Source organism: Actinoplanes sp. NPDC024001 (assembly GCF_040638955.1).
Lineage (GTDB): Bacteria > Actinomycetota > Actinomycetes > Mycobacteriales > Micromonosporaceae > Actinoplanes.
Genome location: NZ_JBEZZB010000054.1, coordinates 22816 through 41819 on the forward strand (window position 1 = coordinate 22816; position 19004 = coordinate 41819).

Below are 19004 nucleotides of genomic sequence, written 5' to 3' on the forward strand. Positions count from 1 at the left end.
GAACCGCTGTCTTGCCTGGCTGGGCGGTTTTCCACGGAGTGTCAATTCACGCGAACGACACGGTGTGTTCACCTCTCGACGGCCTGGCGCACGGGTACCGGGCGCGTCGGGATGGTGTGGCTGGTCGCCGCAGCCGCGGCGGAGCGGTGGACTGCCTCCACACGGTCACCGCGGTGCCGTCCCATCAGCAGGACCAGGGCGATGCCCAGGCCGGAGACCACGGTCAGGAAGATCGACGCACCGGCCAGCCCGGCGGCGAGCGCGTCGGCGGGCTGGTCACCGGCCGCGGTGGCGGACTCGGTGACGCCGGTGGAGACGGTCGCCGCCGCGGCTACCGCGAGTGAACCGCCGACGTAGCGGGCCATGTTCGAGATGCCGGAAGCCTGCCCCACCTCGTCGGCCGAGACCGCCGCGGTGGACGCCGAGGAGGCCGGCCCGTTGGCGAACCCGAGACCGACGGCGATCGCCACGAGCGGCAGCACGAAGGCGGCGTACGTCCAGGACGCGGTGACGAAGACCAGCGCGAGCGAACCGGCCACGGCGAGCCCGAAGCCGAAGAGGATCGCGTAGCCGGCGCCGATCCGCTGAGCCAAGGGGGTGATCAGCGGGGTGACGGCGATCATCGCGGCGGCCGCGGGCAGCGTGGCCAGGCCCGCCTCCAGGGGTGTCATGGCGAACGCCGACGGGTCCTGGAAGTAGAGGCTGAGCAGGTACATCAGGGCGTTGATCGCGCCGGCGACCAGCAGGATCGCCAGGGTCGCGCCGACCAGGACCCGGTTGCGCAGCAGGCGCAGGTCGACCAGCGGCGCGGCGGCCCGGCGCTCGGCCACGACGAAACCCCAGCCGCCCAGCACGGCGATCACCAGACAGCCGATCGTCGGCACCGACACCCAGCCCCAGTCGCCGCTCATACTGAGCGCGAGCACCAGGGGTACGAGCGCGACGGCGACCAGGATCGTGCCGAGGACGTCGATCGAGCGGGGCCGGTCCGGGTCCCGGGACTCCGTGACGGCCGTCAGCGTGATCGGAATGCACGCGGCGGCGATCGCCGCGTCGATCCAGAACAGGCCCTGCCAGCCGGTCACGTCGACGAGCACCCCGCCGATGAGCGGCCCGGCCGCGGCGCCGACCGCGGAGGCCGCGCCCCAGAGGGTGATCGCCTTCATCTGCCCGGCGCCGGCCGCGTCCACCGAGAGCAGGCTCATCCCGCAGGCGAGGATTGTGGACCCGGCCGCACCCTGGAGCATCCGGCCGGCGATGACGCCGCCGCCGCTGCCGGCGAGGGCGATCAGCGCGCAGGAGGCGACGAAGAGGATCAGCCCGAGGAGGAACACCTTCCGGCGGCCGAACACGTCGCCGAGCGCCCCGGACGTGACGATCACCGCGGCGCCGACCAGCATGTAGCCGGTGACCGCCCACTGCAGCACGTCCAGGGAGGTGCCGAGGTCCTCGCTGATCGCCGGGAGCAGGATCGTCACGGCCGAGGTGTTGGCGTTGACCACCAGCGCGGAGACGCAGGCGACGAGGAGCACGCCGGCGCCGGCGGCCCTGGACTCGCGGGTGTCCGTCATGACCATCAGCGTCGATCCCCGGCCGCCGTCCGGCATCATTCGCAGCGGATGAGCCCGGCCGGCGTACCGCGCGGTGCCGTTGCTCCGGCCGAGTCCCGGCCGGTATCGAACTAACCCGCCAGGGATGAGGCGCGAACCATCCATGCCCACTGATGATCTGGCTGACTCTTAGCTGTTGGGAGGCAGCGTGAGCACGACAGCAGCCAAACGGACCGCACCGGCGGTCGCGTACATCTCGTGGGTGGCGCTGGCCCTGATGACCACCAGCTCGGTGGCCAGTCTGCGGCCTTCGCCGACGATGGCCGTCTACGGCCTGGCCAGCATCTTCCTCTACATCGTGCCGGCGCTGGTCTTCCTGCTGCCGACCGCGCTGGTCTCCGCGGAGCTCGCCTCCGGCTGGGAGGGCGGCGTCTACAACTGGGTCAGCCAGGGCCTGTCCAAGCCGATGGGCTTCCTCGCGGTCTGGTGCCAGTTCGCCATGACCATCTTCTACTACCCGAGCCTGCTCGGCTTCGTCGCGAGCACGCTCGCCTACGTCATCAACCCGGACCTGGCGTCCAGCGGCGTCTGGACCGCCATCGTGATCATGGTCTGTTACTGGACCGGCGTGTGGGTGTCCTCGCGCGGCACCAGCGGCGTGGCCGGGCTCGCCAGCGGCGGCCTGATCATCGGCACGCTGATCCCCGGCGCGCTGCTGGTCATCCTCGGTGTGGCGTTCCTCGGCCAGGGCAACGAGTCGGCCGCGCCGATGACCGCGAGCAACCTGCTGCCCGCCTGGGCCGGACTGTCCAGCCTGGTGCTGATCGTGAACAACTTCCTGTCCTACTCGGGCATGGAGATGAACGCGGTGCACGTCGGCTCGCTGCGCAAGCCGGGCACCGAGTTCCCGCGCGCTATGTTCCTGGCGATGGGCCTGGTCCTGCTGATCTTCATCCTGCCCGCGCTGGCGATCAGCTGGGTGGTGCCGGCCGAGCAGCTGTCGCTGACCGCCGGTGTGATGCAGGCGTTCGACGCGGTGTTCGCCGCGTTCGACTCGCAGTGGCTCACCCCGATTCTCGGCATCATGCTGGTCGCCGCCTCGCTCGGCGGCATGCTCACCTGGCTGGCCGGCCCGTCCAAGGGCCTGCTGTTGATCTCGCGCCAGGAGGGCTACCTGCCGCCGTTCCTGCAGAAGCTCAACAAGCACGGCGTGCAGCAGAACATCCTGGTCACGCAGGGCCTGATCACCACGGTGATCGCGCTGGCCTACGCGTTCATCCCGGACGTCTCCAGCGCGTACTGGATCTTCTCGGTGATCACCACACAGGTCTATCTGATCATGTACCTGCTGATGTTCGTGGCCGCCGTACGCCTGCGCCGCAGCCAGCCGGATCACCCGCGCGGCTACCGCGCGCCGATGCTGACCGGCCTGTGCGGTGTCGGCTTCGCGGCCTCGCTGGCGGCCCTGCTGATCGGGTTCGTCCCGCCGTCGCAGTTCGGCTCCGGCAACGTCGGCGTCTACCTGGCCGTCGTGGCCGGTGGCGCCCTGGGCCTCGGTCTGCTCGTGCCCTTCCTCTTCTACCGGTTCCGCAAGCCGTCCTGGAAGGAGGCAGCGGCATGACCGCGGAGACCCGTCATCAAACGACGACCTACATCGTGGCTGGTGTCGTGTTTCTCCTGCTCGCCGTCATCGGGCTGATCGTTTTCGACAACCGCCGCGACGATCAGGTGGCCACCGCGAAGGCTCAACAGTTGCAGGTGGAACTGAACTCGGCCGGCATGTACGTGCCGACGACCGAGCAGATCGCCTCGGTCCTCGGCGACGACGGCGGCACGGTCTGCACCGACCCGGACGCCGCCCTGAGCCGCGCCACGCTCTACAGCCAGCTCACCAACGGGGCGGCCGGCCCGGGACAGCGGCCGGTGATCGCCGACGAGAAGGTGGTCCAGGGCCAGCTGCTGATCACCAAGGTCTACTGCCCGCAGAACCTGGAGGCGTACCAGCAGGTCGTGGACGACCTCAAGCTCTCGGAGGTGGCCGGATGAGCCTCGCCGACCGGATCGCCGGCCTGATGGGGCAGGCCCGCATCGACCTGGCCGAGCTGGTGGCCATCCCGTCGGTCGCCGACCCCCGGCAGTATCCGCCGGAGGAGTGCACGAAGGCGGCGAACTGGGTGGTCGAGCACTTCGCCGAGGTCGGTTTCACCGACCTCGGCCTGCGGGAGACCAGCGACGGCAGCAAAGCGGTCTTCGGCGTACGGCCGGCAACCGTCCCGAACGCGCCCACCGTGCTGCTGTACGCCCACTACGACGTGCAACCGCCGTTGGACGCCGCCGCCTGGCGCACCCCGCCGTTCGAGCTGACCGAGACCGGCGGCCGGTGGTACGGCCGGGGCGCAGCCGACTGCAAGGGCAACATCATCATGCACCTGACCGCGCTGCGCGCCCTCGGCGGCGACGTGCCGGTCAACCTGAAACTGATCGTCGAGGGTTCCGAGGAGCAGGGCACCGGCGGCCTCGAGGACTTCGTCGTGCGGAACCCGGACCTGCTGCGTGCCGACACGATTCTGGTGTGCGACACCGGCAACGCCGCGGTGGGCGTGCCGGCCGCCACGGTGACGCTGCGCGGCATGGTCAACGTGGTCGTCACGGTCGAGGCGCTCGCCGGCGAACTGCACTCCGGCATGTTCGGCGGCGCGGCGCCGGACGCGCTGGCCGCCCTGGTGCAGATCCTGTCCACGCTGCGCGACGCGGCCGGCAACACCACGATCGCCGGGCTGGAGAGCGGCCAGACCTGGGGCGGGGCGCCGTATCCCACGGATCAGTTCCGCGCCGACGCCGGGCTGCTCGACGGGGTGGGGCTGCTCGGCGACGGCACGGTTTCGGACATGCTCTGGGCCCGGCCGGCGGTCACGATCCTCGGCGTCGACTGCCCGCCGGTGGTCGGCTCGGCGGCCGCGATCCAGCCGCACGCCCGGGCCCGGCTGAACCTGCGGGTGCCGCCGGGCACCGACGCCGCCAAGGCGGAGGACGCGCTGATCGCGCACCTGCACGCGGCGGCGCCGTGGGGCGTGCGGATCAGTGTCGCGCGGGAGGCGATCGGCCAGCCGTTCGAGGCGCACACCGGTGGGCCGGCCTATCGGGCGCTCGCCTCGGCGATGCGCGAGGCGTTCGGCCGGGACATGACCACTCTCGGTCAGGGCGGATCGATCCCGCTGTGCAATGTGTTCGCCGACACCTACCCGGAGGCGGAGATCGTCCTGATGGGCGTGGAGGAGCCGCTCGCGCTGATCCACGCGCCGAACGAGAGTGTCGACCCGGGTGAGATCGCCCGGCTGGCGCATGCCGAGGCGCTCTTCCTCCAGCGGTATCAACAAATCTAAATTTGGCACTAGCGCCAACAGGTTTGTAATGGAAACCTGTTGGCATGACAACCGACTCGGTACAGGCCGGCGGGGATCCCCGCCGGCTGCTCTCCAACGCGCGCGCCCTGGCCCACCGGGTGCGCCGTGACCAGCGGGCCACCTGGATCGCCCTGCTGGTGCTGGCCGCCGTGACGTTCGCCGGCATCCCGTTCGACTACTACGGCATGGTGGTGCGCTGCACCGGCGACGGCTGCCAGTTCGCCCGCCAGGGCGTGCTGTTCTACTGGCCGGTGGCGCTGCTGCTGGCCTATGCGGCGATCGCCTACTGCTACGTGCGGGTCGCCCGGGCGCGAGGGCTGGGCGCCCGGGTGCTGCCGTACGCGATCACCGGCGCCGGGCTGACCGTGCTGTTCACCGTGGTGTGGCTGCTGGCGCGCCTGTTCCTGTTCGACAACCCGCCGGCCGACCCGTTCCCGTCCTGGGTGCTCGTGCTCGACCGCCTGGTCGCGCCGTGGGGCACGATCGGGGTCGCGCTGCTGGTGCTGGCCCGGCTGGAGCGCAACGTCGCCCTGCTGATCTTCACCCTCGGTTACCTGGCCGTGGTCCTGGTGCCGATCAACTTCGGCTGGCAGGACCACAGCAACGTCCGGGCGGAGTTCGTGCCGCAGCAGGTGATCAACGGCGCGGTGCTGCTGCTCGGCGCGGCCGGCTTCGCGGCGGCCCGCCGGTGGCGCCGATGACCGCCGACGCCGGCGCCCCCGAGTCGCACCCGGTCACCGGGCTGGACGACGTGGTGCACCAGCGGGTCCGGCTGGGCATCCTCACCATCGCGCACGAGGCCCGCCGGGTCGAGTTCGGCTATCTGCGCACCCAGCTGCAGCTGACCGCCGGCAACCTCTCCCAGCACGTCACCGTGCTGGAGACGGCCGGGCTGGTCGAGGTCGAGAAGGGCTATGAGGGCAAGCGCGGCCGCACCTGGATCACGCTCACCCCGGCCGGCACCGCCGCGCTCGCCGAGGAGATCGGGCGGCTGAAGCTGCTCATCGCACGGGTCGAGACCAACCCCCGGGAGGACCGATGATCACCCGCCGCCACCTGCTCGCGACCGCCCTGGCCACCGGAGCCGCCGTGCCGCTCGGCATCGCCGGCCCGGGACGGGCGGCCCCGGCCCGGCTCACACTCCCCCGGCCCACCGGGCCACACCGCGTCGGCACGGTGTCGCTGCACCTCGTCGACCGCTCCCGGCCGGACCCGGTCGCCGGCCCCGGTCGCCCGCTCGAGCTGATGGCCGGTGTCTGGTATCCCGCTGCCCGCGACATCCGGCGGCATCCCGTCGCGCCGTGGATGCCCGACGCGTCCTGGCGGGCACTGATCGAGTCCGTCGGCTTCGACCCCGGGGTCGCGGCCGCACCCCTGACCGCCGGCCACGAGGGCGCTGCGGTCCTGCCCGGGTCCGGCCGGCTGCCCGTGGTGATGTACTCGCACGGCAACAACACCTGCCGCGCCGAGACCACCATCGTGGTGCAGGAACTCGCCAGCCACGGCTACGTCGTGGTCACCGTCGACACCCCGTACGACGGCTTCACCGAGTTCCCGGACGGCCGTCTCGTGGTCTCCGCCGACGACCTGCCTCTCACTCCGTGGGACCACGCGCGCGACGTCCAGTTCGTCCTCGACCGGCTGGAGGAGATCGCCGCCGGCCGCAATCCCGACGCCGGTGGGCGACCGCTGCCGGCCGGCCTGGGCGCCGCCCTCGAACTGCGCCGGGTCGGCATGTTCGGCTGGTCGAAGGCGGCGACCGCGACCGCCCTGGTGATGAACGTCGACCGGCGGGTCCGGGCCGGGATCGGCTTCGACGGCGAGATGCAGTCGCAGCCGCCGGTCGCCGAACTGGACCGGCCGTTCCTGCTGATGAGCGCGGAGTTCACCCGGACCTCCGAGCCGAGCGTCGCGCAGTTCTGGTCGCTCCTGCGAGGATGGCGGCTCAACCTGCGCGCCAAGGGGGCGGCCCACGGGTCGTACAACGATCAGCAGTGGCTGATTCCGCAGCTGGCGCGGCTCACCGGGATGAGCGGCGAGGAACTCACCGGCTGGGTGGGCACCCTCGACCCGGCCCGGGCGGTGCGCATCCAGCAGGCGTACCCGCTCGCCTTCTTCGACCTGCATCTGCGGCACCGGCCGCAGCGGCTGCTGGCGGGACCCAGCCCGGCCTTCCCGGAGGTGTGCCACCTCGACTGAACGTTGCCTCAGCGCGATCCTCCGGTGACATTGGGTGTGTTGGACTCTGGGCTTTTCGCGCCCGAGCACCTAACCTCTCCCTACTGGCGAGTAACAAAATATCGGACGCGTTGAACCGGCGACCCACGTCGCACGTTTTCAGGATCAACTTCAACCGGGAGTCAACTAATGATCATCGGTGTACCGCGTGACCCTGATCCGGGTGAGCGGCGGGTGTCAGCCACACCCGCCACCGTGGCGGAGTTGGTCAAACTGGGATATGGCGTGGTGGTGCAGGCCGGCGCCGGCGCGGCGTCCTCGTTCTCGGACGAGGCCTACGCCGGCGCGGGCGCGACCATCGGCGACCCGCTCGCCGCCGACATCGTGTTCGCGATCAATCCGCCTCCGGCCGAGCAGCTCGACAAACTCGCCGCGGGCACCACGCTGATCGGCATGCTCAACCCGCGCCTGGACCCGGACCTGGTCGACGACCTCGCCCGCCGGCCGATCACGGCACTGTCCATGGACGCCGTGCCGCGCATCTCCCGTGCCCAGTCCCTCGACGTGCTGTCGTCGATGGCGAACATCGCCGGTTACCGGGCCGTCGTCGAGGCCGCGCACGCCTTCGGCCGCTTCTTCACCGGCCAGGTCACCGCCGCCGGCAAGGTCGCGCCGGCCAAGGTGCTGGTCGCCGGCGCCGGCGTCGCCGGCCTCGCGGCGATCGGCGCGGCCGGCAGTCTGGGCGCGATCGTACGAGCCACCGACCCCCGCCCCGAGGTCGCCGACCAGGTCCGATCGCTCGGCGGGGAGTACCTGTCGGTCGAGGCCGGCGACGTCGAGGTCTCGTCGACCGGTTACGCCAAGCAGATGTCCGAGGACTACAACGAGCGTGCCGCGCAGCTCTACGCGGCGCAGGCCACCGAGGTCGACATCATCATCACCACCGCGCTGATCCCCGGGAAGCCGGCGCCGCGGCTGATCACCGCCGCGATGGTGGCCACCATGAAACCGGGCAGCGTCATCGTCGACATGGCCGCGGCCAACGGCGGCAACGTCGAGGGCACCGTTCCCGGCGAGGTGGTCGTCACCGAGGGCGGCGTGACGATCATCGGCTACACCGACCTGCCCGGCCGCCTGCCCGCGCAGGCCTCCCAGCTGTACGGCACCAACCTGGTGAACCTGATGAAGCTGATGACCCCGGAGAAGGACGGGCAGCTCGTCCTGGACTTCGACGACGTCGTGCAGCGCTCGATGACCGTCGTCCGGGACGGGGAGCTGACCTGGCCCCCTCCCCCGGTGTCGGTGTCGGCGAACCCGGCCGCCCCGGTCGCCCCGGCGGTGGCGGCGGCCGTCGTACCCGTGCCGGTCAAGAAGCCCGGCCGGCAGCTCGCGGTGATCGGCGGCGGCGCAGCCGCGCTGTTCCTGCTCGCCGCCGCCGCGCCGGCCGCGCTGCGCGGGCACCTCACCGTCTTCGCCCTGGCGATCGTGATCGGCTACTACGTGATCGGGCACGTGCACCACGCCCTGCACACGCCGCTGATGTCGGTCACCAACGCGATCTCCGGGATCATCGTCGTCGGCGCCCTGCTGCAGATCGGCCACGGCGACGCCGTCGTGACCGCGCTCTCGTTCGTCGCGATCCTGCTGGCCAGCATCAACATCTTCGGTGGCTTCGCGGTGACCCGCCGCATGCTCGCCATGTTCTCCAGGAGCTGATCTGATGACCGTCGAAACCGCGGCGCAGGCGGCGTACATCGTCGCCGCCCTGCTCTTCATCCTGGCGCTGGCCGGCCTGTCCAGGCACGAGACCGCCAAGGCCGGCAACAGCTTCGGCATCGCCGGCATGGCCGTCGCCCTGGTCGCCACGATCGCTCTCGCGATCGACGGCGAGATCAGTACGATCGGACTGGCGCTGATCGTGGTGGCCACCCTGATCGGCGCCGTGATCGGCCTGTACCGGGCCCGCAAGGTCGAGATGACCGGCATGCCGGAGCTGATCGCCCTGCTGCACAGCTTCGTCGGCCTCGCCGCCGTGCTGGTCGGCTGGAACGGTTACCTGCACGTCGAGGCGCACCCGGACGGCCCCGAAGCCGCCCTGCTGGCCGGCCAGGAGATGCTCGGCATCCACAGCGCCGAGGTGGTGATCGGCGTCTTCATCGGCGCCGTCACGTTCACCGGATCGATCGTGGCGTTCCTCAAGCTCTCCGCCCGGATCAAGTCCAGCCCGCTGATGCTGCCCGGCAAGAACCTGCTCAACGTCGGCGCGCTGGTCGCCTTCGCCGCGCTCACCGCCTGGTTCGTGGTGGCGCCCCAGCTGTGGCTGCTGATCGTGGTCACCGCCATCGCCCTGCTGCTCGGCTGGCACCTGGTCGCCAGCATCGGCGGCGGCGACATGCCGGTGGTGGTGTCGATGCTCAACAGCTACTCCGGATGGGCCGCCGCGGCCGCCGGCTTCCTACTGGAGAACGACCTGCTCATCGTCACCGGCGCGCTGGTCGGCTCGTCCGGCGCCTACCTGTCCTACATCATGTGCAAGGCGATGAACCGGTCCTTCCTGTCGGTCATCGCCGGCGGCTTCGGCATCGAGGCCGGCCCGGCCGACGCGAAGGACTACGGCGAGCACCGCGAGATCACCGCGGAGGGTGTGGCCGAACTGCTCAGCACCGCCGACTCGGTGATCATCACGCCCGGGTACGGCATGGCGGTCGCCCAGGCCCAGCACGGCGTCGCCGAACTCACCCGGGTTCTGCGCGAGCGCGGCGTGACCGTGCGCTTCGGCATCCACCCGGTGGCCGGCCGGCTGCCCGGTCACATGAACGTGCTGCTCGCCGAGGCGCGCGTGCCCTACGACATCGTCCTGGAGATGGACGAGATCAACGACGACTTCACCGGTACGTCGGTGGTGCTGGTCATCGGCGCCAACGACACGGTGAACCCGGCCGCCACCGACGACCCGGCCAGCCCGATCGCCGGCATGCCGGTGCTGACGGTCTGGGAAGCCGACAACGTCATCGTGTTCAAGCGGTCGATGGCCTCGGGCTACGCCGGCGTGCAGAATCCGCTCTTCTTCCGGGAGAACTGCGCGATGCTCTTCGGTGACGCCAAAGAACGGGTCGACGACATCCTGCGGGCGGTCACCGCGAACGCCCCGGCGGCGGCTCGCCGCTGATCATCCTTGTTGATCGTCCTTTGTAGGATGCGCGCTCACGGAGGATGATCCGGAAGGATTTTCGTATGTCCCGTTCCACCTGGCTGACCCGAATCGGGGTCACCCTTCTCACGACCGCCGCGGTCGGTGTGGCGTCCGCGCCCGCCGCCCTCGGCGCGTCGACCGGCGTCGTGTCCGTCTCGGGCAAGACCGTCGTCAAGTACAAGGCGGCGACCGGCAAGCAGAACAAGGTCGTCATCACCCGCTCCGGCAAGACCGTCACCATCGACGACAAGGTGGCGATCCGCGCCGGCAAGGGCTGCACCAAGGTCTCCGGCGACAAGACCAGGATTCGCTGCAAGTTGAAGTACCCGCCCACCCAGGTGCAGGTCTACACCTACGACCGCGCCGACTCGGTGACCAACAAGACGTCGGTCCCCATGTACGCCGACGGCGGCAGCGCCGATGACGTGCTCACCGGCGGGTCGTCCGCCGACCGTCTCAACGGCCACACGGGCGCGGACCGCCTGTACGGCAACGGCGGCAACGACTACTTCATCGGCGGCTCCGGCAACGACCGCCTCTCCGGCTCCAGCGGCGCGGACGCGCTCTTCGCCGGCTCCGGCAACGACGTGGTCTACGCCGGTTCCGGTGACGACTACGTGTGGGGTGACACCGGCCACGACGTCCTGTACGGCCTGACCGGCCGGGACAACATCTTCGGCAACCAGGGCGCGGACTGGCTCGACGGTGGCGACGGCAACGACCGGCTCACCGGCGACGTGTACTCCACCGGCATCTCGGCGGACGTCCTCGTCGGCGGTAGTGGCACGGATGTCGCCGACTACAGCTCGTACCGGGCGCCGCTCTTGCTCGAACTCGCCAGCGGCCTCGATCACCGCGATGACGGGGTGAGCGGCGAGGGCGACGCCATCGACGTCGACGTGGAGAACGCCCTCGGTGGCAGTGCCGACGACCTCATCTACGGCGGCCGCCTCAGCAACGAGATCCACGGCAACGGCGGTAACGACCGCATCCACGGCGAGGGCGGCAACGACCGGCTGAACGGCTCGACGGGCAAGGACTCCGTCTTCGGCGACGACGGCGACGACGTGCTCACCGGCGTCGACGACCCGGACCACGCCGACTTCCTCGACGGCGGCTTCAACGGTGCGTTCGGCGACCAGTGCCTGGCCGGCGCCGCCGACACCGTGCGGGACTGCGAGCGCTGACATCGGGGCTCCGGGCCGCCTCTCGCGGCCCGGAGCCGCAACCACCAGTGCGCGAGCAGCTACGGCGGTGACTTCGGGCGGACCGTCCAGGGTGGCGGGGGCGATCTACGCTGTCCGCTCACGGCGGATGATCCGAAATGATTTGCATGTCTCGCTCCACCTGGCTGACCCGCGTCGGGGTCACACTCCTCACCACCGTCTCGGTCGGCGTCGCCACCGCGCCCGCCGCCCTGGCAGCGTCCACCGGCGTCGTTTCCGCCGGCTACTTCTCGCATGGCCGAGTCGAGGTCAAGTACAAGGCGGCGACCGGCAAGCAGAACAAGGTCTCCGGGGGCAGCGGCCACGACCACCTCCATGGCGGTAGCGGCAACGACCGGATCTCCGGCTTCGGCGGCAGCGACCTGGTGTACGCGGGCTCCGGCAACGACGTGGTGTACGCCGGCTCCGGTGGGGACCACGTGCGGGGCCGCTCGGGCAACGACCGGGTCTACGGCCGGTCCGGCAACGACCACCTGCACGGCGACCAGGGCTACGACTACCTCGACGGCGGCGCCGACCACGACACGCTCACCGGCGACGACTACTCCACCGGCACGGCGGCGGACGTCCTGGTCGGGGGGCAGCGGCCTCGACACGGCCGACTACTGGGCATATGAGAAGGCGGTCACCGTCGATCTCGGTGGAACGGTCGGCCACGCCGATGACGGTCTCCCCGGCGAGGGCGACGCCATCGGCGCCGACGTCGAGGCCGCCTCTGGAGGCTCGGGCAACGACGTTCTCTACGGGGGCGCCGCCGCCAACACGATCATGGGCAACGGCGGCGACGACCTGATCCACGGCAGCCTGGGCAACGACTCGCTGATCGGTGGATACGGCCGGGACCAGATCTTCGGTGACGCCGGGGACGACTGGCTCAGCGGCCTCGAGACGCCGGACGCCGCCGACCTGCTCGACGGCGGCCCCAACGGCGCGGTCGGCGACAACTGTACGCAGGGCGCCGACGACACGGAGCGCGACTGCGAGCGCTGATTCAGGGCTCCGCGCCGCCGTGTGCACCGCTCAGCGGAGCGTGCCGCGGCGGCGCATCACCCAGCAGTACCCGACCAGCGCGACGGTGGCGACGCCGATGCCGATGTCGAACCAGGACGTCGCGGCGCCCAGCGCGTCCCACCGGTCGCGGAAGCCGAACGTCACGATCAGCAGCACGACCTGAGCCGCCGCGGCGACCGCGGCGGCCGCCAGAGCCCACCGGCTCAGCGCCAGCAGCAGACACGGCGCGACGAGCCCGCCGACGATGTTGATCGCCCAGATCAAGCGCAACACCGGCGGATAGTCCGCGAAGTAGTTCACCCCCGGCTCGCCGAACTGCCGGACCATGTAGTCGGCGTCGTTCGCCAGGATTCGCAGAAAGTCACGGGCTCCGCCGAAGTAGATCGCGAACGTCGCGACGGCGACCACCCACATGTGCCACGGCGGGCGAACGGCGCGCTTGTCCCGCTCGGTGGTCATTCCCGGTCCGCCGCGGTGCGCCTCGCGTACGACCTGGTGGCGATGGTGAGGCCGCCGGCCCAGAGGATGAAGTGCGGAATGCCCCACAGACCGGTCCACGGGCTGAAGATGGCGGCCGGATCGTCCCACTGCACGACGGCGAGCACCGCCGCGAACACGGTGTACCCGGCGAGCACCACGGCGAGTCCGTAGCCCGGCACCAGCAGCAACACCCGGGGCACGGCCTCGCCCCGCCAGACCGGCACCCAGTCCGGAAACCGCAGTCCCCACGGTCGGACCAGTGCCAGCGCGAGGATCGCCGGCAGGATCGCGAGCAGGTTGAGGGTGAGCAGATAGATGCCGCCACCGTCGGCGTGCCACGCGGCGAACCGGTCGGGGTCGGCGAACAGCGGGACGCCGAGCGCACAGATCAGGTGCAGCGGTATGAATCCGGCGGTCGCCGCGGCAGCGGCCGTGTAAGCCGCCCCGACCGCGGTGCGGGAGGGCGGGGGCACCTGGGCAGGAACCAGCATGGCAATCACGCATCCACGATGGACGAAGCGCGCCGTGCCGGCACCCCTAATCTGCGGAATCAGGGGGTGCTCCGAGCACCTCGAGGGTGAAGGGCGCGAAGTCGTTGGTGCTGTCGCGGACCGGGAAACCCGCGGAGGTCAGGATCTCGGTGATGACCCGGAGCATGCCCTCCAGCACCACCAGGTAGTGCGCATCGGCCTGGTCCGCGAGGAAGGCCTCCTGCAGCACGCGGTCCGGATGCCACTCGACACGCACCGGGGCATGGGCGTCGGCGAGTTTGTCGACCCGCACCTCGGCGCCCGGCCGGCCCAGCGTGCAATCCATGTCGGGAGCCACGATCGGCAGCCCGGCGATGGCGAGAGCGTCGCGCACCCGGCCCGCCAGGCTTTCCCGGCGGGCGATGACGTCGTGGGCGGCGAACTCGATCATGGCCGTCAGAAGTCGTCGACGCGGTCGCGCTGGTCCAGGCAGGTGGTGTCGATCGCCAGCTTGATCAGCTCCCGGGCGGTGGCCTGGTCGGTCGCCTCCGCGTCGAGCGTGCCCAACGTGCGGGCCGCCGCGACGACGTCGTCGGCGCTCTTGCCGACGGCGAGGTCGGCGCAGGCGAGGTCCGCGATCGCCTGGATCTCGGCGGCCGGCCGATCCCGGGCCACGTCGGGCAACTGCGCCCGGACCACGCTCACGAAGCTGTCGCCCGCCGGCTCGGTCGCCGCGGTGTCGCCGCCCGCAGGCTCGCTCGTTGCCGTCGCGCCGGCCGTCGACTCGGTCGCCGCGGTCTGGCCCGCCGCCGGCTCGGTCGCCGCAGTCTGGCCGGCCGCCGGCTCGGTCGTTGCGCTCTTGCTCGCCGCGGGCTTCGCGCCCTTGCTCGCCGCGGGCTTGTCGGCGGCGCTCTCCGCGCAGCCGGCCAGCGCGAATGCGGTCGTCATCACGGCCACCACCGGCCACCATCGCTGCATCGCCACACCATAAACGATCTTGGCAAACCCCAGCTCACCAGCCGTCGGGATTGCGGCAGGACTCCCGCGAGACACCCGACCCGGTGTCCGGATAGTCGCCGAAGCGCTCGTTGTGCAGGTGCGCGAAGAAGTAGCACATCGCCTCACACTCCGCGTCCAGCACCGCCATCGCGGGGCGGGCGTGCACCGCGTCGTAGAACTCGCGGCCCGCCGCGACGACGAAGCCGCGACAGTAGAGAAACCCGTCGTCGGAACCGTCGGTGAACTCGTGGATCTCCTCCCGGTCGATGTCGAACAGCTTGCGCTCGACCACCCGGTCCAGATCGGTGAGCTCCGCGCTCGACAGGCCGGCGGACAGCCGCCGCAGATGCTCCAGGAACGACTCCAGCCAGTCGTCGAGCGCATAGAGACCGTCGTTGCCGTCATCGGTGGCGGGGTCACGCTCCACCAGCGCCCGGCGCAGTCCGGCCTGCTCCGGCCCGCACGCCGCCCACGCCGACTCGACGAGATCCCAGAACCGAGTTTCCTCACCCGCGGTCGGCAAGCGCCCCACACCCTCGATCATCACGGCGCGAGACTAAACCGCCCCACCGACATTTTCGGCTTCGGCGGGATCCGCGGCCGGCTGTCCGCGGATCCCGTCCGCCGTCAGGGCAGGGTCCAGCGCTGGTTGGCGCCGGCGAAGCAGTCCCAGATCTGCAAGCGGGTGCCGTTCGCCGAACTGTTGTTCTGGGCGTCCAGGCACCTGCCGCTGGCCGGGTTGCGCAGGGTGCCGTTGGACTGGGCCTGCCACTGCTGCGCGCCGGTGCCGTTGCAGTCGTAGATCTGGACGAGCGAACCGTTCGCGGTGCCGCCGGCGGCCACGTCCAGGCACTTGCCGAGGCCACGGATGGTGCTGTCGGTGCCGACCGTCCAGCTCTGCGCGCCCGTACCGTTGCAGTCGTAAAGCTGGACGGCTGTGCCGTTGGCGCTGCCGGCCGCGGCGATGTCGACGCATTTGCCGGCGATGCCGGTGATCGGGCCGGTCCGGCCGGTCGGCGCGCTGCCGCCCATGACGGTCTCATAGATCGCGCTGACCAGGGAGTTGGCGCCGGTGGCGTCCTGCGACAGCTCCCAGTTCATGATGCCGCCGGCATTGGCCAGGGCCCACTGGGTCTTGCGCCGGACGGTCGGCAGGCCGTTGTAGCACTGCTGCGCGCCGCCCACCGTGGTGCAGTCCCGGTTGGCGTTGGCCGGGTCCATCGCCACCAACTGGGCGTAGGTGTAGTAGCCGGGCCGGCTGTAGAACGGCACGCCCAGCACGGTCTTGGCCTTGGGCAGGCCGCGGCTCTTCCAGAAGTTCGCGGCGTTGATCGACCAGTCATAGCCGGCGTGCGGCGTGCCGCCGTCATAGGCCATGATGTTGAGCCAGTCGACGTAGCCGAACACGGCAGGCTGCACCCCGTTGGCGGTGTTGCCCTCGCTGACCACCGCGGCGGTCAGCAGCTTGTCCTCGTTGTGCAGGGCGGTGCTGAGCTGCTGCATCAGCGCCGTGTAGTTGGTCGCCGAGGCGCCGGGGTCCGGGTACTCCCAGTCCATGTCGATGCCGTCGAGGTTGTACTGGCGGACGACGTTCATCACCGAGTTGACGAACGTGGTGCGGGTGCCGGCGTTCGCGGCCAGTGACTCGAACGCCGAGTCGTTCCCGTCGTTCCAGCCACCGATGGCCAGCGAGATCTTGACGTTGTTCTGGTGCCCGAGCGTGACGAGCTGCTGCAGCTTGGCGGTGTTCTCGATGGGCTGCAGGGTGCCGTTGGCGTTGGGCAGCGCGAACGAGTAGTTGATGTGGGTGAGCTTGCTGTACTGGACGCTGGTGACGCTGCCCGCCCAGGACGGCAGGTAGCCGACGCTCTTGAAACCGTTGGGCAGCACCGCGGCGTGCGAGACGTCCTGGCCGGCGAGCGCAACGACGACAGCCGCCGCGGCGATCGTCGCGAGCCTGCTCCTTCTTCTGATGCTCATGGGGATGACGACCCTTCGTGTCCGGCGTGCGGGCACGCCGTGGGGATGACTGCGGGCCGTCAAAGATTAAGAAAGTTAAAAGAAGAGCGTCAATATAAGCGCCCGGTTCCGGAACAAGATGACGTGTTACATCGACAGCAGGGTGTTGAGGTCGCCAGTACGCCACCGACATCGAAGACAACCGACCGCACCGTCACGGTCGGCACTGTACTAAGTGGTCGGCCACCGCTATTGTGCTAGGAAACTAGTGGAATGAGGTGGTGAGGTGATCGAGTTCCATCTGGACTCGCGCTCCGGGGTCGCGCCCTACATGCAGCTCATCCAGCAGGTGCGGCACGCGCTCCGGCTCGGGCTCCTGCACGAGGGCGACAAACTGCCCACCGTGAAGGAGGTGGTCGGCCAGGTCGCGATCAACCCGAACACGGTGTCGAAGGCCTACCGCGAGCTGGAGTACGAAGGCCTGGTCGCCGCCCGGCCCGGCCTGGGCACGTTCGTCACCCGATCACTCGGCAGCGACTCGCTGGGCAAGCACGAGCCACTGCGGCGCGGGCTGGAGGGCTGGCTGTCCGAGGCCCGCGAGGCCGGCCTCGACGACGAGAGCATCGAGGCGCTGTTCCTCAGCACTTTTCGTGCGTTTTCGGAGGCCCGAGCATGACTAGCGCTCTGATCGCGGACGCTCTGACCAAGCGGTACGGCCGTCGCACCGCCCTGTCCGACTGCACCCTCGACGTCCCGGCCGGGCACGTCGTCGGCCTGGTCGGGCCGAACGGGGCCGGCAAGTCCACCCTGCTGCAGCTCGCCTGCGGGCTTCTCGATCCGACCGCGGGGCGGATCGAGGTGCTCGGCGAGCGGCCGGTGAGCGGGTCGCCGCGGGTCGGTTTCGTCGCCCAGGACACCCCGGTCTACCCGAACCTGACCGTCGCCGAGCACCTGCGGATGGGCGCGCATCTCAACACGGGCTGGGACGCCGGGCTGGCCGAGCGCCGCATCGCCCAGGTCGGCCTGGACCCGGCGCAGAAGGCGGGCAAGCTCTCCGGCGGTCAGCGCGCCCAGCTGGCGCTGACCGTGGCCGCCGCCAAGCGGCCCGAGCTGCTGCTGCTCGACGAGCCGGTGGCCGCCCTCGACCCGCTGGCCCGGCGCAACTTTCTGCAAAGCCTGATGGAGCTGACCGCCGAGCAGGGCATGAGCATCGTCATGTCCTCGCACCTGGTCGCCGACCTGGAGCGGGTCTGCGACTACCTGATCGTGCTGGTCGCCTCCCGGGTGCGGGTGGCCGGCGACGTCGACGAGCTGCTGGCCGGCCACCACCGGCTGGTCGGGGCGCGGCGTGACCGGGCCGATCTGGGCGCCGGCCGGGCCGTGGTCGAGCAGCGCCACACCGACGTGCAGTCGACGCTGGTGGTGCGCAGCACGGCACCGATCGACGACCCGTACTGGCAGGTGAACCGGATGGACCTGGAGGACATCGTGCTGGCGTACATGAGTGAGGGACAGCGATGATCTGGATGACCTGGCGCCAGTTCCGGGCCCCGGCCTCGGTGACCGGCGGCCTGCTGGTGGTGCTCCTGGCCGGCCTCGCGCTGACCTGGGTCGACGTGTCCGACCTCGCCGCGCGGGCCGGCTACACCGGCTGTCAGGGCGACGCCTGCGCGAGCGCCGGCAAGACCTTCCTGCAGTCCGTGCAGCAGAACCTCGCCCACGACATGCACCTGGCCGCCATCGCGACGCTGATCCTGCTGCCGGTGCTGCTGGGCATCTTCTGGGGTGCGCCGCTGGTCGCCCGGGAGCTGGAGTCCGGCACGTACCGGATGGTCTTCAGCCAGACCGTGAGCCGCGGCCGCTGGCTGCTGGTCAAGCTGGTCTTCGGCGGCGTGGCCGCCGCGCTCGGCACCGGTCTGCTCAGCCTGATGCTGAGCCGGTGGGCGCAGCCGATCGACGCGGCCTCCGCGGACCGGCTCAACCCGCTGGTCTTCGCGGCGCGCGGCCTGGTGCCGGTCGGTTACGCGGCGCTGGCCTTCGTGGTCGGGGTCACCGCCGGGCTGCTCCTGCGGCGGACCGTCACCGCGATGGCGGTGACCCTGCTGGTGGTCGCCGGACTGCAGCTCGCCGGGCCGTTCCTGGTGCGTCCCCTGCTGGCCGACAGGGTCACCACGACCACCCCGCTGAACGTGGACGGCCGGTTCGGCATCTCGATGAGCGAGGAGACCAAGGAGATGCAGATCCACGTCGAGCCCGACGTCCGGGGCGCCTGGATCCTGTCGAACACCACGGTGACCCCGACCGGAGCCGAGTTTCGCGGCCCGGCGGACCCCACCCTGTGCGGCCCCGAGGCGCCCCGCGACAACGAGACGTGCCCGCTCTGGCTCAAAAAGCAAAATCTCGGTCAACAGCTGACGTACGTCGAAGGCTCGCAATTCTGGCCCCTGCAGTGGCGCGAATTCGGCCTGCTGATCGCCCTGACCGCGACCCTGTCGGTCTTCTCCCTGTGGTGGATCCGGCGCCGGCTGGCCTGA

Annotated in this window: 21 protein-coding genes; 14 read left to right on the plus strand and 7 right to left on the minus strand. The window is 70.5% G+C overall.

Annotated elements, in window-relative coordinates; translation table 11 throughout:
* Window positions 1-68: 68 nt before the first annotated feature.
* Window positions 69-1571: an MFS transporter gene (locus AB0F81_RS21930; RefSeq protein ID WP_360200024.1), complete on the minus strand. Its 1503-nt coding sequence runs from the start codon at window positions 1569-1571 to the stop codon at window positions 69-71.
* A gap of 187 nt (window positions 1572-1758) precedes the next feature.
* Here AB0F81_RS21930 and AB0F81_RS21935 point away from each other — a divergent pair, with 187 nt between their 5' ends.
* The 11 genes from AB0F81_RS21935 (at window position 1759) to AB0F81_RS21985 (ending at window position 12541) form a co-directional block, all read left to right on the plus strand.
* Entirely contained in the window at window positions 1759-3171 is a 1413-nt protein-coding gene (locus AB0F81_RS21935) for an APC family permease (protein ID WP_360200026.1), read from the plus strand.
* Window positions 3168-3596 carry a hypothetical protein gene (locus AB0F81_RS21940; RefSeq protein ID WP_360200028.1) on the plus strand — a complete coding sequence of 143 codons (429 nt, stop codon included), beginning with the start codon at window positions 3168-3170 and terminating at the stop codon, window positions 3594-3596. Before AB0F81_RS21935 ends, AB0F81_RS21940 begins: the two co-directional genes overlap by 4 nt.
* Window positions 3593-4933: a dipeptidase gene (locus tag AB0F81_RS21945; protein WP_360200030.1), complete on the plus strand. Its 1341-nt coding sequence runs from the start codon at window positions 3593-3595 to the stop codon at window positions 4931-4933. Before AB0F81_RS21940 ends, AB0F81_RS21945 begins: the two co-directional genes overlap by 4 nt.
* 44 nt (window positions 4934-4977) lie before the next feature.
* Complete coding sequence (locus AB0F81_RS21950) at window positions 4978-5655, plus strand: hypothetical protein (protein ID WP_360200032.1); 678 nt, start codon at window positions 4978-4980, stop codon at window positions 5653-5655.
* Window positions 5652-5996 carry a transcriptional regulator gene (locus AB0F81_RS21955; RefSeq protein WP_360200034.1) on the plus strand — a complete coding sequence of 115 codons (345 nt, stop codon included), beginning with the start codon at window positions 5652-5654 and terminating at the stop codon, window positions 5994-5996. The genes AB0F81_RS21950 and AB0F81_RS21955 overlap by 4 nt, the downstream gene beginning before the upstream one ends.
* Window positions 5993-7153, plus strand: coding sequence for an acetylhydrolase (locus AB0F81_RS21960; RefSeq protein WP_360200036.1), 1161 nt, complete (start codon window positions 5993-5995; stop codon window positions 7151-7153). The genes AB0F81_RS21955 and AB0F81_RS21960 overlap by 4 nt, the downstream gene beginning before the upstream one ends.
* 168 nt (window positions 7154-7321) lie before the next feature.
* Complete coding sequence (locus AB0F81_RS21965) at window positions 7322-8848, plus strand: Re/Si-specific NAD(P)(+) transhydrogenase subunit alpha (RefSeq protein ID WP_360200038.1); 1527 nt, start codon at window positions 7322-7324, stop codon at window positions 8846-8848.
* Between the two features lie 4 nt (window positions 8849-8852).
* Window positions 8853-10301, plus strand: coding sequence for a Re/Si-specific NAD(P)(+) transhydrogenase subunit beta (gene pntB, locus AB0F81_RS21970; RefSeq protein WP_360200040.1), 1449 nt, complete (start codon window positions 8853-8855; stop codon window positions 10299-10301).
* 65 nt (window positions 10302-10366) lie between these two features.
* Complete coding sequence (locus tag AB0F81_RS21975; RefSeq protein ID WP_360200042.1) at window positions 10367-11512, plus strand: calcium-binding protein; 1146 nt, start codon at window positions 10367-10369, stop codon at window positions 11510-11512.
* A gap of 146 nt (window positions 11513-11658) precedes the next feature.
* Complete coding sequence (locus AB0F81_RS21980) at window positions 11659-12168, plus strand: calcium-binding protein (protein WP_360200044.1); 510 nt, start codon at window positions 11659-11661, stop codon at window positions 12166-12168.
* A 73-nt stretch (window positions 12169-12241) separates the two neighbouring features.
* Window positions 12242-12541, plus strand: coding sequence for a hypothetical protein (locus AB0F81_RS21985; protein ID WP_360200098.1), 300 nt, complete (start codon window positions 12242-12244; stop codon window positions 12539-12541).
* Between the two features lie 30 nt (window positions 12542-12571).
* Here AB0F81_RS21985 and AB0F81_RS21990 read toward each other — a convergent pair whose 3' ends face one another.
* The 6 genes from AB0F81_RS21990 to AB0F81_RS22015 all read right to left on the minus strand — a co-directional run bounded on the left by AB0F81_RS21990 (window position 12572) and on the right by AB0F81_RS22015 (window position 16491).
* The gene (locus AB0F81_RS21990; RefSeq protein WP_360200046.1) at window positions 12572-13021 is read right to left on the minus strand and encodes a hypothetical protein; all 450 of its coding nucleotides are present in this window, start codon (window positions 13019-13021) and stop codon (window positions 12572-12574) included.
* Window positions 13018-13542: a hypothetical protein gene (locus AB0F81_RS21995; RefSeq protein ID WP_360200048.1), complete on the minus strand. Its 525-nt coding sequence runs from the start codon at window positions 13540-13542 to the stop codon at window positions 13018-13020. The genes AB0F81_RS21990 and AB0F81_RS21995 overlap by 4 nt, the downstream gene beginning before the upstream one ends.
* Window positions 13543-13579: 37 nt before the next feature.
* On the minus strand, window positions 13580-13963 hold the full coding sequence (locus AB0F81_RS22000) for a hypothetical protein (RefSeq protein ID WP_360200050.1): 384 nt from the start codon (window positions 13961-13963) through the stop codon (window positions 13580-13582).
* Between the two features lie 5 nt (window positions 13964-13968).
* Entirely contained in the window at window positions 13969-14490 is a 522-nt protein-coding gene (locus tag AB0F81_RS22005; RefSeq protein WP_360200052.1) for a hypothetical protein, read from the minus strand.
* A 34-nt stretch (window positions 14491-14524) separates the two neighbouring features.
* Window positions 14525-15043, minus strand: coding sequence for a DUF4240 domain-containing protein (locus tag AB0F81_RS22010; RefSeq protein WP_360200054.1), 519 nt, complete (start codon window positions 15041-15043; stop codon window positions 14525-14527).
* Window positions 15044-15138: 95 nt separating this feature from the next.
* Window positions 15139-16491: a glycosyl hydrolase family 18 protein gene (locus tag AB0F81_RS22015; RefSeq protein ID WP_360200056.1), complete on the minus strand. Its 1353-nt coding sequence runs from the start codon at window positions 16489-16491 to the stop codon at window positions 15139-15141.
* 265 nt (window positions 16492-16756) lie between these two features.
* On the opposite strand from AB0F81_RS22015, the gene AB0F81_RS22020 reads away from it, so the two are divergent.
* The 3 genes from AB0F81_RS22020 to AB0F81_RS22030 are packed head-to-tail and all read left to right on the plus strand — an operon-like array spanning window position 16757 to window position 19004.
* Entirely contained in the window at window positions 16757-17146 is a 390-nt protein-coding gene (locus AB0F81_RS22020; protein WP_360200058.1) for a GntR family transcriptional regulator, read from the plus strand.
* A complete protein-coding gene (locus AB0F81_RS22025) occupies window positions 17143-17991 on the plus strand; it encodes an ABC transporter ATP-binding protein (RefSeq protein WP_360200060.1) in 849 nt (282 codons plus the stop codon). The genes AB0F81_RS22020 and AB0F81_RS22025 overlap by 4 nt, the downstream gene beginning before the upstream one ends.
* Window positions 17988-19004 (plus strand): ABC transporter permease subunit, encoded by a 1017-nt coding sequence (locus AB0F81_RS22030; protein ID WP_360200062.1) that lies wholly within the window; start codon window positions 17988-17990, stop codon window positions 19002-19004. Before AB0F81_RS22025 ends, AB0F81_RS22030 begins: the two co-directional genes overlap by 4 nt.